At 63.7% G+C, this 13,228-nt stretch carries 9 protein-coding genes, 1 tRNA gene and 1 pseudogene; 5 read left to right on the top strand and 6 right to left on the bottom strand.

Going from position 1 to position 13,228, the window contains the following annotated elements; translation table 11 throughout:
- Positions 1 to 143: 143 nt before the first annotated feature.
- Positions 144 to 220 (top strand) — tRNA-Met (locus tag AKJ13_RS29450).
- A gap of 303 nt (positions 221 to 523) precedes the next feature.
- Here AKJ13_RS29450 and hflX read toward each other — a convergent pair.
- The gene (gene hflX, locus AKJ13_RS29445; protein ID WP_050736495.1) at positions 524 to 1,945 is read right to left on the bottom strand and encodes a GTPase HflX; all 1,422 of its coding nucleotides are present in this window, start codon (positions 1,943 to 1,945) and stop codon (positions 524 to 526) included.
- A gap of 358 nt (positions 1,946 to 2,303) precedes the next feature.
- Between hflX and AKJ13_RS29440 the strand changes: the two genes are divergently transcribed.
- On the top strand, positions 2,304 to 3,557 hold the full coding sequence (locus AKJ13_RS29440) for an NAD(P)/FAD-dependent oxidoreductase (protein WP_244471801.1): 1,254 nt from the start codon (positions 2,304 to 2,306) through the stop codon (positions 3,555 to 3,557).
- Between the two features lie 275 nt (positions 3,558 to 3,832).
- Here the strand turns inward: AKJ13_RS29440 and ctaD are convergent, their stop codons facing one another.
- Positions 3,833 to 5,455 (bottom strand): cytochrome c oxidase subunit I, encoded by a 1,623-nt coding sequence (gene ctaD, locus AKJ13_RS29435; protein WP_050736493.1) that lies wholly within the window; start codon positions 5,453 to 5,455, stop codon positions 3,833 to 3,835.
- Positions 5,456 to 5,972: 517 nt separating this feature from the next.
- On the opposite strand from ctaD, the gene AKJ13_RS29430 reads away from it, so the two are divergent.
- The gene (locus AKJ13_RS29430; RefSeq protein ID WP_050736492.1) at positions 5,973 to 7,163 is read left to right on the top strand and encodes an NADH-quinone oxidoreductase subunit D; all 1,191 of its coding nucleotides are present in this window, start codon (positions 5,973 to 5,975) and stop codon (positions 7,161 to 7,163) included.
- Between the two features lie 53 nt (positions 7,164 to 7,216).
- Here the strand turns inward: AKJ13_RS29430 and AKJ13_RS29425 are convergent, their stop codons facing one another.
- The 3 genes from AKJ13_RS29425 to AKJ13_RS29415 all read right to left on the bottom strand — a co-directional run bounded on the left by AKJ13_RS29425 (position 7,217) and on the right by AKJ13_RS29415 (position 10,909).
- Positions 7,217 to 7,786, bottom strand: coding sequence for a hypothetical protein (locus tag AKJ13_RS29425; protein ID WP_050736491.1), 570 nt, complete (start codon positions 7,784 to 7,786; stop codon positions 7,217 to 7,219).
- A gap of 677 nt (positions 7,787 to 8,463) precedes the next feature.
- Positions 8,464 to 8,664, bottom strand: a complete 201-nt coding sequence (locus AKJ13_RS29420) for a hypothetical protein (RefSeq protein ID WP_050736490.1) — start codon at positions 8,662 to 8,664, stop codon at positions 8,464 to 8,466.
- 670 nt (positions 8,665 to 9,334) lie between these two features.
- Positions 9,335 to 10,909: a winged helix-turn-helix domain-containing protein gene (locus AKJ13_RS29415; RefSeq protein ID WP_050736489.1), complete on the bottom strand. Its 1,575-nt coding sequence runs from the start codon at positions 10,907 to 10,909 to the stop codon at positions 9,335 to 9,337.
- Positions 10,910 to 11,061: 152 nt separating this feature from the next.
- Between AKJ13_RS29415 and AKJ13_RS29410 the strand changes: the two genes are divergently transcribed.
- Both AKJ13_RS29410 and AKJ13_RS29405 read left to right on the top strand, forming a co-directional pair.
- The gene (locus AKJ13_RS29410) at positions 11,062 to 12,084 is read left to right on the top strand and encodes an alpha/beta hydrolase (protein ID WP_050736488.1); all 1,023 of its coding nucleotides are present in this window, start codon (positions 11,062 to 11,064) and stop codon (positions 12,082 to 12,084) included.
- Positions 12,085 to 12,115: 31 nt separating this feature from the next.
- Positions 12,116 to 12,595 carry a cytochrome P460 family protein gene (locus tag AKJ13_RS29405; protein WP_244471800.1) on the top strand — a complete coding sequence of 160 codons (480 nt, stop codon included), beginning with the start codon at positions 12,116 to 12,118 and terminating at the stop codon, positions 12,593 to 12,595.
- 429 nt (positions 12,596 to 13,024) lie between these two features.
- On the opposite strand, the pseudogene AKJ13_RS29400 reads toward AKJ13_RS29405, so the two are convergent.
- Positions 13,025 to 13,228: pseudogene (locus tag AKJ13_RS29400) on the bottom strand (IS630 family transposase); the annotation flags it as partial.

Raw genomic sequence — 13,228 nt, 5'->3', positions numbered from 1 at the left:
TGTGTCTCAAGGCACGGGAGAGTCGGTCGCCGCCAGACCCGCACAACGCAATCACACCATTCCCTCGATCACGATCAGCGCGACGGCCCCGGAGCCCGCCCCCACAGGCGATCAGCCAGCCCGGACCAGCCGCACAACCTTGGCGCGGGGTGGAGCAGCCCGGTAGCTCGTCAGGCTCATAACCTGAAGGTCACAGGTTCAAATCCTGTCCCCGCAACCAAATATTGAAACCTAGAATACCAGCTTGGTCTACGCTGCTATGCACAGCGGCCTGGTTGGGAAGGCGGGTCCAGGTCTGAACACGGTGCCGCCGGATGTACGCGCACCCTGTTTAGCCAGAGCGCCTAAGCCTCGCTGGCGTGGCGAGACGTCCTCATCCCATCGCTGGCGGATGACAAGCCCGGCCCTTACCCAGGGCGAACTTTCTTTTGATCTAGCCTTCTATACTCAGCTCCGCAGAGTTGGCTCTCTGATCGGGATGGCTCTTCAGGCCTCGCCGCCGCGGCCCAGATCTGACCGCACCTCACCGAGCATGATGAAGGCGGCGCGCGCCTGCGAAGCGGTTGAGGAAGCGCGGCTCCTTCTCGGGCGCGATGCGGATCGCGAGATGCAGCGTGCCGTTCACCTCCTCGCGGCGGTCGAGCATCTCGGCATTCTCGTAGAGCCAGTGCAGCTGCGCTCCATCCTCCGGCGGCAGAACCACCGCAAAGGTCGATCGGCTGCGCGCGATGCGCGCCTCGATCCGGCTGGTAAGAGCGGAGAGACCCTCCCCGGTCACTGCCGAGACCAGAACCGGTGCGGCGCTGTCCTGATCGTTGCGGGCGCCCCCGCCGCCTTTGCTGAGGTTGAGTAGGCGCGTGCGTTCGCCCTCATCCAGCAGGTCGGCCTTGTTCCAGACTTCGATGACCCGGTCCGCGTGAGAGCGGATGCCGAGTTCATCGAGCACATGTCCTACATCCTCAGCCTGAGCTTCCGTGTCGGTGTGTGAGACATCGCGGACATGAAGCAGGATGTCCGCCTCGATCACGTCCTCCAGGGTTGCCCGGAAGGCGGCGATCAACTGTGTCGGTAGGTCGGAGATGAAGCCCACCGTGTCGGACAGGATCACGGTCTCGCCGTGCGGCAGCTTAGTCGCCCGCGCGGTCGGGTCGAGGGTGGCAAACAGCATGTCTTTGGCGGTAACCTCGGCCTGGGTCAGGGCGTTGAACAGGCTCGACTTACCAGCGTTCGTGTAGCCCACCAGGGCGACGATCGGGTAGGGCACCCGGGCGCGGCTCTGCCGGTGCAGGCCGCGGGTCCGCACCACCGCGTCGAGGTCGCGCTCGATCCGGGTCATGCGCTCCTGGATCATGCGCCGGTCGGCCTCGATCTGGGTCTCGCCGGGGCCGCCCAGGAAGCCGAAGCCGCCGCGCTGCCGCTCCAAGTGGGTCCAGGACCGGACCAGCCGCGACTTCTGGTAGGCCAGATGCGCGTGCTCGACCTGGAGCGTGCCCTCCCGAGTCGAGGCGCGCCGCCCGAAGATCTCGAGGATCAGGCCGGTCCGGTCGATGACCTTGGCACCCCATTCTTTCTCGAGATTGCGCTGCTGCACCGGCGAGAGCGCGCAATCCATCACCACGAGGCCGATCTCGCGAGCGCGGATCAGCCCGGCGATCTCCTCGACGCGGCCCTTGCCGAGATAGGTCGAGGGCCGGATGCGCGGCAGACTCAGGGGCATCGTCTCGATCACGTTGAGGTCGACGGCGGCGGCAAGCCCCGCCGCCTCGTCCAGGCGTGCAGTCGTGGAGCGCAGGTTTCGAGCTTCGGCAGCGCCTGAAGCCAGGGCGGCGGCGCTGTGGGTCAGGTAGGGGCCAACGACCAGGGTGCGGGTCTGGGCAGCGATCTCAATTTCGGGCGGACCTGGCGGCTGAAGCCGAACGTCGTCCGGGAAACGCATCTCACTCATGCCGTCCTCAATTCCATCCGTCCTGAAGGATGCCGCAGTGGGGATGCTCCCTCACTGTCTTGAGGCGTCAGGCAGGGACGTGCGGCTCGACCCGCCGGTCCCAAAGCTCTGGGCCTGTGTAGCCGAGCAACCTGCCGGAAGGCCTCTCGGTTCAGGCTGATCGTCACTTCAATGTCAGATGCCTACCCCGTGCCCCTTGCACCAACAGGCTGCCTTCGCGACCGCGGTTCAGCACGGCAGCTTTCTCGAAGCACTCCGAGGGCAACTGAGTCGAGCGGACCGGGATACTTCGCGGGCCGACGGTGGTTCAGAGATCATGCCTGGACAGACATTTCCCGATCGAGCTGACTTGCCGCACGTGGTCATCGTCGGTGCGGGCTTTGGTGGCCTCGCAGTGGCCCAGGCTCTAGCCAGATCGGATATCCCGGTCACGCTGATCGACAGCAACAATTACCACCTGTTCGTCCCCTTGCTGTACCAAGTCGCGACCGCGGCCCTCTCACCCGCCGATATCGCCGAGCCGATCCGGCACATCCTCGCACCCTATCCTAATATCCGCGTCGTGATGGGCAGGGTCGCCGGCGTCGATGCCGCGGAGAAGCGCGTCTGGCTCACGGATGGCGATACCGTCGCCTACGATCGCCTGGTAATCGCCACAGGCTCGACCAGCAGCTATTTCGGTCACGACGAGTGGGCTCCCTATGCCCCGTCGCTGAAGAGCATTGAGGAGGCCCGCGCGATCCGCACTCGCGTTCTCCAGAGCTTCGAACAGGCGGAGCGGGCCCAGGATCCGGCCGAGCGGCAGCGGCTGATGACCATCGTGGTCGTGGGCGGCGGTCCGACGGGTGTCGAGATGGCGGGCTCGATCGCGGAACTCGCGCGTCACGCCCTCGCGCGTGACTTCCGCCAGATCGATCCGACCAAGGCGCGTGTCATCCTCGTAGAGGCGGGGCCACGCCTTCTCGCGGCCTTTCCCGAGACGCTGGCTTCCTACGCGCAGCGGTCGCTTGATCGCCTCGGCATTACGGTGATGGCGGGTCAGGCAGTGGAGGCGATCGATGCCAGCGGTGTGACCATAGCTGGTACGCTGATCCCGGCAGCAACGGTAATCTGGGGGGCGGGCGTGCGCGCCTCGCCCGCGGCGTCCTGGCTTGGTGTCACGGCGGACCGAGGCGGACGCATTCCTGTGGCGGCCGACCTCTCTGTAATGGGCATGACGGACGTCTACGCGCTCGGCGACACGGCGCTCTGTCTGGATGAGGCCGGGCGGCCTCTGCCCGGCTTGGCTCAAGTCGCCCAGCAGCAGGGGACGCACCTCGGTCGGGCTTTGCGCGCGAACCTGACGCATGGGGCTACGCCACCGCCCTTCGTCTTCCACAACCGCGGCAATGCCGCCATCGTCGGCCGCCACTCGGCCATCTTTGATTTCGGACGTGGTTGGCGCCTCAGGGGCTTTGCGGCCTGGCTCCTCTGGGCGGCGGTACACGTGGTGTTACTCGTGGACTTCGCTCAGCGCGTTCGTGTCTCGCTCCAGTGGCTCTGGCGCTACCTGACCTACCGCAGGGGTGCGCGGCTGATTACGACCCCCCCGCAGCAGCCTCACGTCCCATAGGAGGTTGGGTAGCCACGGTCGAGTTCCGTCTCGTCTGAGTCCCCGAATTAGCCTTGGCGGAGCGCCTGCGCCCGATATGCTGAGGTCTGGCCTGTGTTGCATGCTGTCCGACTAACGTCAGTTCTACTTCAGCCAGTCTCCATCATGACCGTCACCGCTCCATAGCTAAGAACGGCTATAACGGCGATCGCCATGAGGATGAGCGACGCTCGCGACTCGATCAGTTCAGGGCTCATTACTTCCTCCCTTGTTATAAGTCCGCCAATCAGCCCGCATCAATGATGCGGCTCTTCCACGATGCGGGGCAGTGTCTCGAACTGGTGGTACGGGGGCGGGGAGGAGAGCGTCCACTCGAGGGTGGTCGCACCTTCGCCCCAGGGATTGTCGGCAGCCCGCTCCTTGGACCGGAAGGCCAGAACGACGCCGATCACAAACACGAACATGCCCAGTGCGAAGATGTGGCCGCCGTAGGTCGAGACCTTATGCCAGCCCGCGAATGCGTCCGCGTAATCAGCGTAGCGGCGCGGCATTCCTGCCAGCCCGAGGAAGTGCATCGGGAAGAACAGGACGTTGGCCCCGATGAAGGCCAGCCAGAAGTGCAGCTTGCCGGCCCATTCCGGGATGATGTGCCCGGTCATCTTCGGGAACCAGTAGTACACGGCAGCGAAGATGATGAACACCGCGCCGAGCGAGAGCACGTAGTGGAAGTGCGCAACGACATAGTACGTGTCGTGCAGATAGTAATCCACCGCCGCATTCGCGAGCACGACGCCGGTGACGCCGCCGACGGTGAACAGAAAAATGAAGCCGATCGCCCAGTGCATCGCGGCGGTGAATCGGATCGAGCCGCCCCACATCGTGGCGATCCACGAAAAGATCTTCACGCCGGTGGGCACCGCGATGACCATGGTGGCGAATACGAAGTAGGACTGCGTCTGGAGGCTCAGGCCATCGGCATACATGTGGTGGGCCCAGACCACGAAGCCGACGACGCCGATCGCGACCATCGCGTAGGCCATCGCGAGATAGCCGAAGACCGGCTTGCGCGAGAACGTGGCGATGATGTGCGAGACGATGCCGAAGGCCGGCAGGATCATGATGTACACCTCTGGGTGGCCGAAGAACCAGAACAGGTGCTGCCAAAGGATCGGGTCGCCGCCGCCGGCCGGGTCGAAGAAGGTCGTGCCGAAGTTGCGGTCAGTGAGCAGCATGGTCACGGCGCCCGCGAGGACCGGCAGCGACAGCAGAAGCAGGAAGGACGTGACCAGCTGGGCCCAGGCGAAGAGCGGCATCTTGTGCAGCGTCATGCCCGGGGCGCGCATGTTCAGGATCGTGGTGATGAAGTTGATCGCCCCGAGGATTGAGCCCGCACCGGACAGGTGCAGGGCGAAGATCGCGAAATCGACGGCCGGGCCGGGATGAGCTGCTGAGGAGAATGGCGGATACATTGTCCAGCCGGTGCCGGCGCCGGACGTGCCGGGCGCGCCTTCGACGAACAGCGAGCAGAGCAGGCTCGAAAACCCCGCGACAGTGAACCAGAACGACAGGTTGTTCATGCGCGGGAACGCCATATCAGGCGCGCCGATCATCAGCGGTAAAAAATAATTACCGAAGCCTCCGATCAGTGCGGGCATGGTCATGAAGAAGATCATGATCAGTCCATGACCTGTGACAAAGACGTTGTAGGTCTGTGGATTGCTGAAATACTGCAGACCGGGCTGCTCCAGCTCCATCCGCATCGCGTAGGAGAGGAATGCGCCGATGATGCCGCCGCAGAAAGCGAACAACAGATACAGGATGCCAATATCCTTGTGGTTCGTGGACATGAACCAACGTCGCAAGAACGGCGGCTTATGATCCTGTGCGCCAGCGTGATCGACGGTCACTGAACCTGCCATTAGACAATCCTCTCTGCTTCGCGGGAGGCATCCAGCAAATGCACAGCGTGGCGAGGTTCGGCGTGCCTAGCATTCACCCATATTAAGAATATGCTTCATGAAGACACCACAGTTAGGCGCGATATTGCCGGACGACGCTCCACCCAACAGCTCAGCGTGATGCCTCGGCCTCTGGATCACGAAGGGCCCACCGTGGTCTTGGCGATGATCGCCGCATCACGCATTTTGTGGATCGGAAATGCCTATGCAGTCGCCAAAGGGGCCGAAGTCGAGTGATCCGCGGCCTATGGGCCCTCGGTACCGGGCGGCTGACTTCGACGCCTTCGTCACGGGTCCGCTACTGTCGAGTCTGCATACGACACCGCAAAGATTTCCGTTACCCGCGGGCGTTGATCTATATTATTATCACGTAGGCGCTGAAATTATCCCTATCGTGTGGTTGGTGTCCAATAATTAAATATGTTGTTGCCAAAGCGGATGCTTCTCGTAATCGCTTGCACTTTCGCGACGGTGGCGCATGGCTGAGCACAATATCCGGAACTTCGCCATCAACTTCGGCCCGCAGCATCCAGCGGCTCACGGTGTGCTGCGCTTGGTGTTGGAACTCGATGGCGAAGTGGTCGAGCGAGTCGACCCACATATCGGGCTCCTGCACCGCGGCACGGAAAAGTTCATCGAATACAAGCCGTACATGCAGACGATCCCGTATTTCGATCGTCTCGATTACGTCTCACCCATGGCCATGGAGGAGACCTATGTCCTTGCCATCGAGAAACTCGTGGGTATCGCGGTGCCGCGGCGCGCCCAGCTGATCCGCGTGCTGTTTCTCGAACTTACCCGGATCCTGTCCCACCTCCTTAACGTGACCACGCACGCGATGGACGTCGGCGCCCTTACGCCCCCGCTCTGGGGCTTCGAGGAGCGCGAGAAGCTGATGATCTTCTACGAGCGCGCTTCAGGTTCACGCATGCATGCCAATTATTTCCGCGTTGGCGGCGTTCGGCAGGATCTACCGCCCAAGCTCATCGACGATATCGAGGCCTGGTGTCACACGTTTCCCGACGTGCTGGACGACCTCGACAGCTTGATCATGGGCAACCGCATCTTCAAGCAGCGTACCGTCGATATCGGGATCGTGTCGGTAGACGAGGCGATGGCCTGGGGCTTCTCCGGGCCGATGGTGCGCGGATCCGGCATCCCCTGGGACCTGCGCAAGGCACAACCCTATGAGTGCTATGACGAGCTCGAATTCGACGTCCCCGTCGGGAAGAACGGCGACACCTACGATCGACAGGTCTTGCGCATGGAGGAAATGCGTCAGTCGGTGCGCATCATGAAGCAGTGCTGCGCCAAGCTGCGCGAAACCGCCGGGCAAGGGCCGGTCACCTGCCTGGACGGCAAGATGGTGCCCCCACCCCGCCGAGAGATGAAGCGCTCTATGGAAGCGCTGATCCGGCACTTCAAGCTCTACACGGAAGGCTTCCACGTGCCGGAGGGTGAGGTCTACGTTGCCACCGAGGCACCCAAGGGCGAGTTCGGCGTGTATCTTGTCTCCGACGGGACGAACAAAGCTTATCGCTGCAAGATCCGCTCGCCCGGTTTCGCGCACCTGCAGGCAATGGACTGGATGTGCCGCGGGCACCTTCTGGCCGATGTGGCCTGTGTTCTCGGCACGTTGGACATCGTGTTCGGAGAGGTCGACCGCTGATGCGCCTCAGTGATGAGACAAGGAATAACCGAGCTGCACCGACCGCCGCCGCATCATAGCACGGCAGCGATCAACTCAAGCGCGCGGGCTTCTTCCGCCTCGATGTACCAATTGGACGGCGCACGTTCCAAAACCTCATCCAGGGTCACGCGCGATCCACGGACCAGACTGGAAAATCCTTCGTTCTGCATCTCGATCGAGCACTCGATCTCGTTGAGTGCCGCTTTCACACTCGCGACGCATTGGGTCAGCGGACCGTCGAGCCTGAGATCCTTGGCCAGCTTACGCTCGTGGATCATCAGGCGCGTGCCCCGAGTGAGGTAACGGTTGTGCTGCGCGAAGAAGCTCATGAAGGTCGTCCCAGCCGAATAGATCACCGCCTTTCCCAGGAAGACGAACCGGCGCTCCGGCGAGACCTCGCCGTGGAAACGGATATCTTCGCCCATCATGCGCGCGACCTCGGGATCGCCCCCCAGTGTCGACAGCTCGACGACGACCAGATCTCGCTCGGAAGACTGATCGAGCTGCTGCCGGAACGTCCGGTACATGTCGGCGTCAACGCTGCCAGAAAGCAGGATAGCGGGGTCCTTAAAAGCGCTTGGTGGGAGCGGCGTCGTGTTCATCAGATGGTTTACAGGCTTGATTTGCGGACGGACGGAAGGCGCAGCCCCGATGCAGAACGGAGCTGATAGAAGCTGTACGTGTCCCAATATCCGTTAACCACTGACACATGTTAGTCACGATCAAAGAAAATCGAAATTTCACAAAAACTCTAGTATTCTGGGTAACATAAGAAAAGGCAACTGCCGAACGCTTTCTGCGTGGAACTCTGCTCTCTCCTGATCTCGGCTCGTCGCATGGTCGACCGTAGGCGAAGGCAATCTACCTCTCCCGCCCGCTGGCCTTATCCGTTTTGGCCTTCCGTACGTAGTCGCCCCTATTAGCCCGGCAAGCCGCGAAGGACATAGCCACGACATAGCCGATGCCGGAGCCAAGCCGCATCCATCCGTCGACAGGTTGAGGGAGGGCGAACCAATTGCAAGCTACGACCGACGCGATAAGCGCCAACGTGGCCGCGAGTGCGAGGCCTCCAGCAGTGAGGACGAACTTGCGCAAGAACTGCCTTCGCTCAACGCACCGATCAAAGGCTGACGTGGTGAAGATCGTTGAACAAACGGCGACGTCCTACCTGCAGCAGTTCGACTGACCTGATCACACCGAGCCTTACACCAGGAGCGCCATGCGAATGGCGTCGGCAGGCGCTACCTGCTTCGTTGTTGCGACGATGCTGGCATGACGCTCACACCTCAGTCTCGCGCTTCACGATCGCGTCCTCGTCCGTGCCCTTCTGCGACAGGCCGACTTCAGGCGCCTTCTCAACCGCCGGCGTAGCTTTCTTGGGGTCGGCACCTTGTTCTGCGCCGACGCGCGCTCGACGCTCGCCGTCGTACTCCTGGTTCGCGAGATCCTGCGTGTTCGCGGTCTTTGGCTCGTCTGGCATCGGGCGCTCCTCGTGTCCGGGGGAGCAACGCAGCAAGTGGCGGAGCAGGTCCGCAAGCGGCGCAGCATGGCGACGTCCGCTTCGAAGCGCGGCTGCTCGGAAGCGGCCTGGCGCAGAACCACTTCAAGCGATCGTTCAGGTGGTTAAGCCGTCATGTCCGGAAAACCATCGTTTTACCGAAGGTCGCCAACCGTGCCTGTGAAGGCCGCCAGAGCGGCTGCAAATCTGTCGGAAAACCGCGACGGCTATTCAAACGTCGGCAAAACGTGTCCTTCAGGTGCCAGAAATGAGACTGCTGGGATGTCCGGTTAGGGGCATGGCACAGCCGAAAGCAGCCAGTCGGCATTCGGCTAATCTACGGCATGCCGTATCGCCGATGGAAACAAAACCGGACATTCAGCTTTGCGCCCATTTCAGCCGTTCAGCGACCTTCGGCGGTATCTCGGAAGCGAACATCGTCTCACCCCGGAGCGTCGAGCCGGATTGCGCCATGAGCCGACCTTCCGTCGGCAGGCGCCGAACCGGCACTCTCGACCCATTTCGGACGGCCGGAGGGTCTGGTTCTAGGACGTCCGACCGATCCGTTCCGCGGTTTCGATCCAGACGCGATCCGGCCACTGTTGGACGGCCCTTGTAGGCCATAGAATGTCGGCTCAGTCTCGTTTGGCAATCATGCCGGTAGGCCCGCGATCGCCAGAGCTTCGGCGTAGATCTTCGCCGTCCTCTCGAGCGGAAAGGGGATGCGAGCGAAGTAGCCCGAGATCGTCAAGTTCGGCTCGATGGCCAGCAGGTCGTCAACGGCCTCTCGAGCGCGCTCCAGCCGCCCCAGCCTTACGTTGGCGACCGCGAGCACGCGCAATGCCACTGCGAAACGGCGGTTCTGCGCGAGGGCCAACTCGGCCCAACCGATCGCACCGATGTCGTTCTCGTCGATCAAGTCTGCGACTGCCATCACGCCGGACGTCAGCCAACCGCGCGGATCGCGCGGGTTGAGCTGCTGAGCGCGGACCACCATGCCGCGGCCCTCGCTACCATTGCCGCACATCACCTCGATCCAGCCCGCGAGCGTCAATGCCATCGCAGAGTTCGGGTTGAGGAGTAGCGAGCGGGGGAAGAGATCCCGCGCGCGCTCGCGCCCGCTCCTGGCCATGTTCCAGATCGCGAAGGCGGCCATCCACAGCACCTGCGCATCGCCGGGCGCGAGTTCGACCGCCCGCCATGCGAGGTCGACACCCTCGTTGCGGGCCTGGTCATCCTGTTCGGCCCAACCCTGGAAGTGGCACTGCGCCCGGCAATAGGCTGTTGCGGCCATCGCGGGGGCGTAGCCCGGTTCGACGATCAGGGCCTCGCCCAAGCAGATCAGGGCTCTGCCCATCCCGGCGCCAGTGAACTCGGACATGTGGGCGTTGGCACGCAACAGAAGCTCGTAGGCGTCGAGCCGAGACGGCGCTGTGCGGCCGAGACGGCCGATCTCGGCCTGCAGCAGGGTCGGCTCGATCGCAGCAGCGACGCGGTCGGCGACCTGCTCCTGCAGCTCGAAAACGTCCTGAAGGTCACCGTCGAACCGGTCCGACCATAGATGGGCGCCCGAGACAGCATCGACGAGCTGCCCCGCGATGCGAAGCCGGTCGCGACTGCGACGCACGCTTCCCTCGAGCACGTAGCCGACGCCGAGCTCCTCGCCGACCCGGCGCACGTCGATCGCCTTGCCCTTGTATGCGAAGGAGGAGTTGCGGGCGATCACGAACAGGCCGCTCATGCGCGACAGAGCCGTGATGATCTCCTCGCAGATTCCATCCGCGAAATAGTCCTGCTCCGGCTCACCGCTCATGTTCGTGAAGGGTAGGACCGCGACAGATGGTAGGCGTGATCCCCTGCGCCAGGAGAGGCCGGCGTTGTGTCCTGTATCCGCCATCGGCTCGGGCGGGAGCTCTGCCAGCTCTTGCACCTCGGCGACGAAGCGCACGCCCTTGCGCGGGAGCGTGCGGATCAGGCGTTGGTCGAGGCCTGTGTCACCGACCGCCGCGCGCGCGGCGTTCAGCCGGCTGCTGATCGTCGCTTCCGACACGACGCGGCCGTGCCAGACCGCCTCCAGCAAATCGTCGCGGCTGACCACCCGATCGCGGGCTGCGATGAGATGGGCGAGGATATCGAAGACCTGCGGTTCGAGGGCGACGAGGCTGCCCCTCTCCCTAAGCTCGCGCCGGGCGGTGTCTAGGGTGAAGGGCTCGAACTGGTAGATCACGCGGCCGCCTCAACGATCAGGCCGGCTCAGCAAGGCCGTGCAGCGCCGAAAATCAAGAGGTCCTGAAGGGTAACTCCACGGCATCTGAAAGCGGCTCGCGGCCGGTGAGAGTAGTGTCCAGCGCATTGATACGCCAACAGCGGGATGTGCCCATGCCGTCCGAAACCATCAACCAGAACCGCCGCCGCCTTCTCGGCGGCGCGGCTGCTACCATCGCGGTCGCCGAACTCGGCCTCGTCAATTCCGCGCACCCGCAGGCTGGATCGAGCGCAGGCCCCGCGTTCGGACCGCTGAAGGAGATCGAAGCCGGCCTCCTGCGCGTCGGCTATCTCGAAACAGGCAATCCCTCCGGCCCGGCAGCAATCCTGCTCCACGGCTGGCCCTACGACATTCACAGCTTCAGGGAGGTCGTACCGGTCCTCGCTGCGGCGGGATACCGGGTGATCGTACCTTACCTGCGCGGCTTCGGCACGACGCGCTTCCTGGCCTCTGATACCGTGCGCAACGGCCAGCAGGCGGCGCTCGCTGTCGACGTCGTCGCCCTGATGGACACCCTCGACATCCGTCAGGCCGTTCTCGCGGGCTTCGACTGGGGCGCCCGTACCGCCTGCATCGTCGCCGGGCTCTGGCCGGAGCGCTGCAGGGCCCTGGTATCAGTCAGCGGCTATCTGATCGGCAATCAAGAGGCGGGCAAAAAGCCGCTGCCGCCCAAGGCCGAGCTCTCCTGGTGGTATCAATTCTACTTCGCGACCAGCCGCGGCCGTGCGGGCTACGACGCCAATCGCACGGAATTCGCCCGGCTGATCTGGCGGACGGCATCGCCGCGCTGGCAGTTCGACGATGCAAGCTTCGCGCGGAGTGCGGCGGCCTTCGACAATCCGGATCACGTCAGCATTGTCGTCCACAACTACCGCTGGCGCTTGGGCCTCGCCGACGGAGAGCGGCGCTACGATCCCCTCGAGGCACGCTTGGCGGAGGCGCCAAAAATTAGCGTGCCGACGATTACGCTGGAAGGCGACGCGAACGGGGCACCGCACCCCGACCCGGCCACGTATGCCGAAAAATTCTCTGGGCGTTACGCGCACCGGACGATCACCGGTGGCATCGGGCATAACCTTCCGCAGGAGGCCCCGCACGCCTTCGCGCAAGCCGTGGTGGACGTCGATGTCTCCTAACCGTCGCCTTCGCGGGCACGGCGCCCTTCTCATGGCCTGCGCCGCGTCAAGCCTTCTCGTCGCGGCCGCTCAAGCGGTGGACGGGAGCGGAAAGCCCGCCGCGCCGATCTACGGCGTCACCATCCCGGATGGCTACCGCGACTGGCGCCTGATCGCTCCGGCGCTCGAAAACGCTCCGCTGAACGAGTTGCGCGCGGTCGTCGGCAACGACCGCGCCGTGGCGGCCTACCGAGACGGCACGCTGCCCTTCCCGGACGGGACGATCCTCGTGAAGCTGGCCTGGGAGCGGATGCCGTCGACGGAGTTCGAGTCGGCGACGGTGCCGGGCCGGGAAACGACCGTTCAGGTCATGGTCAAGGATGCGAAGCGTTACGCCGCGACCGGCGGCTGGGGCTTCGGTCGCTTCATCGACGGCAAACCGGTCGACCAGGCGCAGCACCAAACCTGCTTCGCCTGCCACGAAGCGCTGGTGAGGAGGCACGATTTCGTCTTCACTCGGTATGCCCGATGAGGGGCGCACGGGTGAGAATGGGTCGCCCCTGGCCAAGGCGAGACGGAGGGCTGCAGCCGTGTTCGGCGGCCCTGTGGTAGTCTCCCTGACCCGCGAAGTCGAACGTCCGCTCCCGGGCGGTACTTTAATGACCGCTTCCCACCCTGTCCGAACCTTCAGGTGAAACGGGTCAAATGTCCGCAAGGGGTCACATGAAGGCGGTCGACCCAGCCGCAACGAAGGTCCGCTTCTGCGGTTTGAAGGTCGGAAGCGGTCAGGCCGTTTTCTGCCAGGTTCGGTCATTCACGGCCGCTCAACCTGCCGGCAAGCAGACCTTCCGACCTTCAGCAGGATGTGTACATGCGGTCGTGGCCGGAGATCCAACGCTTAGCGCGGATGGTGGTGCGGCGATCGTGCGGGGCGAGCACCATCGGCAGCTAGTGCACTGACTCAGACGGGTGGTTCAGGGGCTCGATTGAGGGCGTCGAAGATGGCGGCGGCGGGCTTGGTCCAGACGAAGGGTCGTGGGCTTTGGTTGTGCTCGGCGATGTAGCGTTTGATGGCAGCCTGAAGGTCGACGATGCCGGTGAAGGTGCCCCGTTGGAGACGGCGGCGCGTCAGCGTGGAGAAGAAGCCCTCGACGGCATTGAGCCA

Origin of the sequence: Methylobacterium sp. ARG-1, from assembly GCF_001262595.1 — a bacterium.
Lineage (GTDB): Bacteria > Pseudomonadota > Alphaproteobacteria > Rhizobiales > Beijerinckiaceae > Methylobacterium > Methylobacterium brachiatum.
Note: the sequence above shows the minus strand (reverse complement) of the source record. Positions and strands in the feature narration are given on the sequence as shown.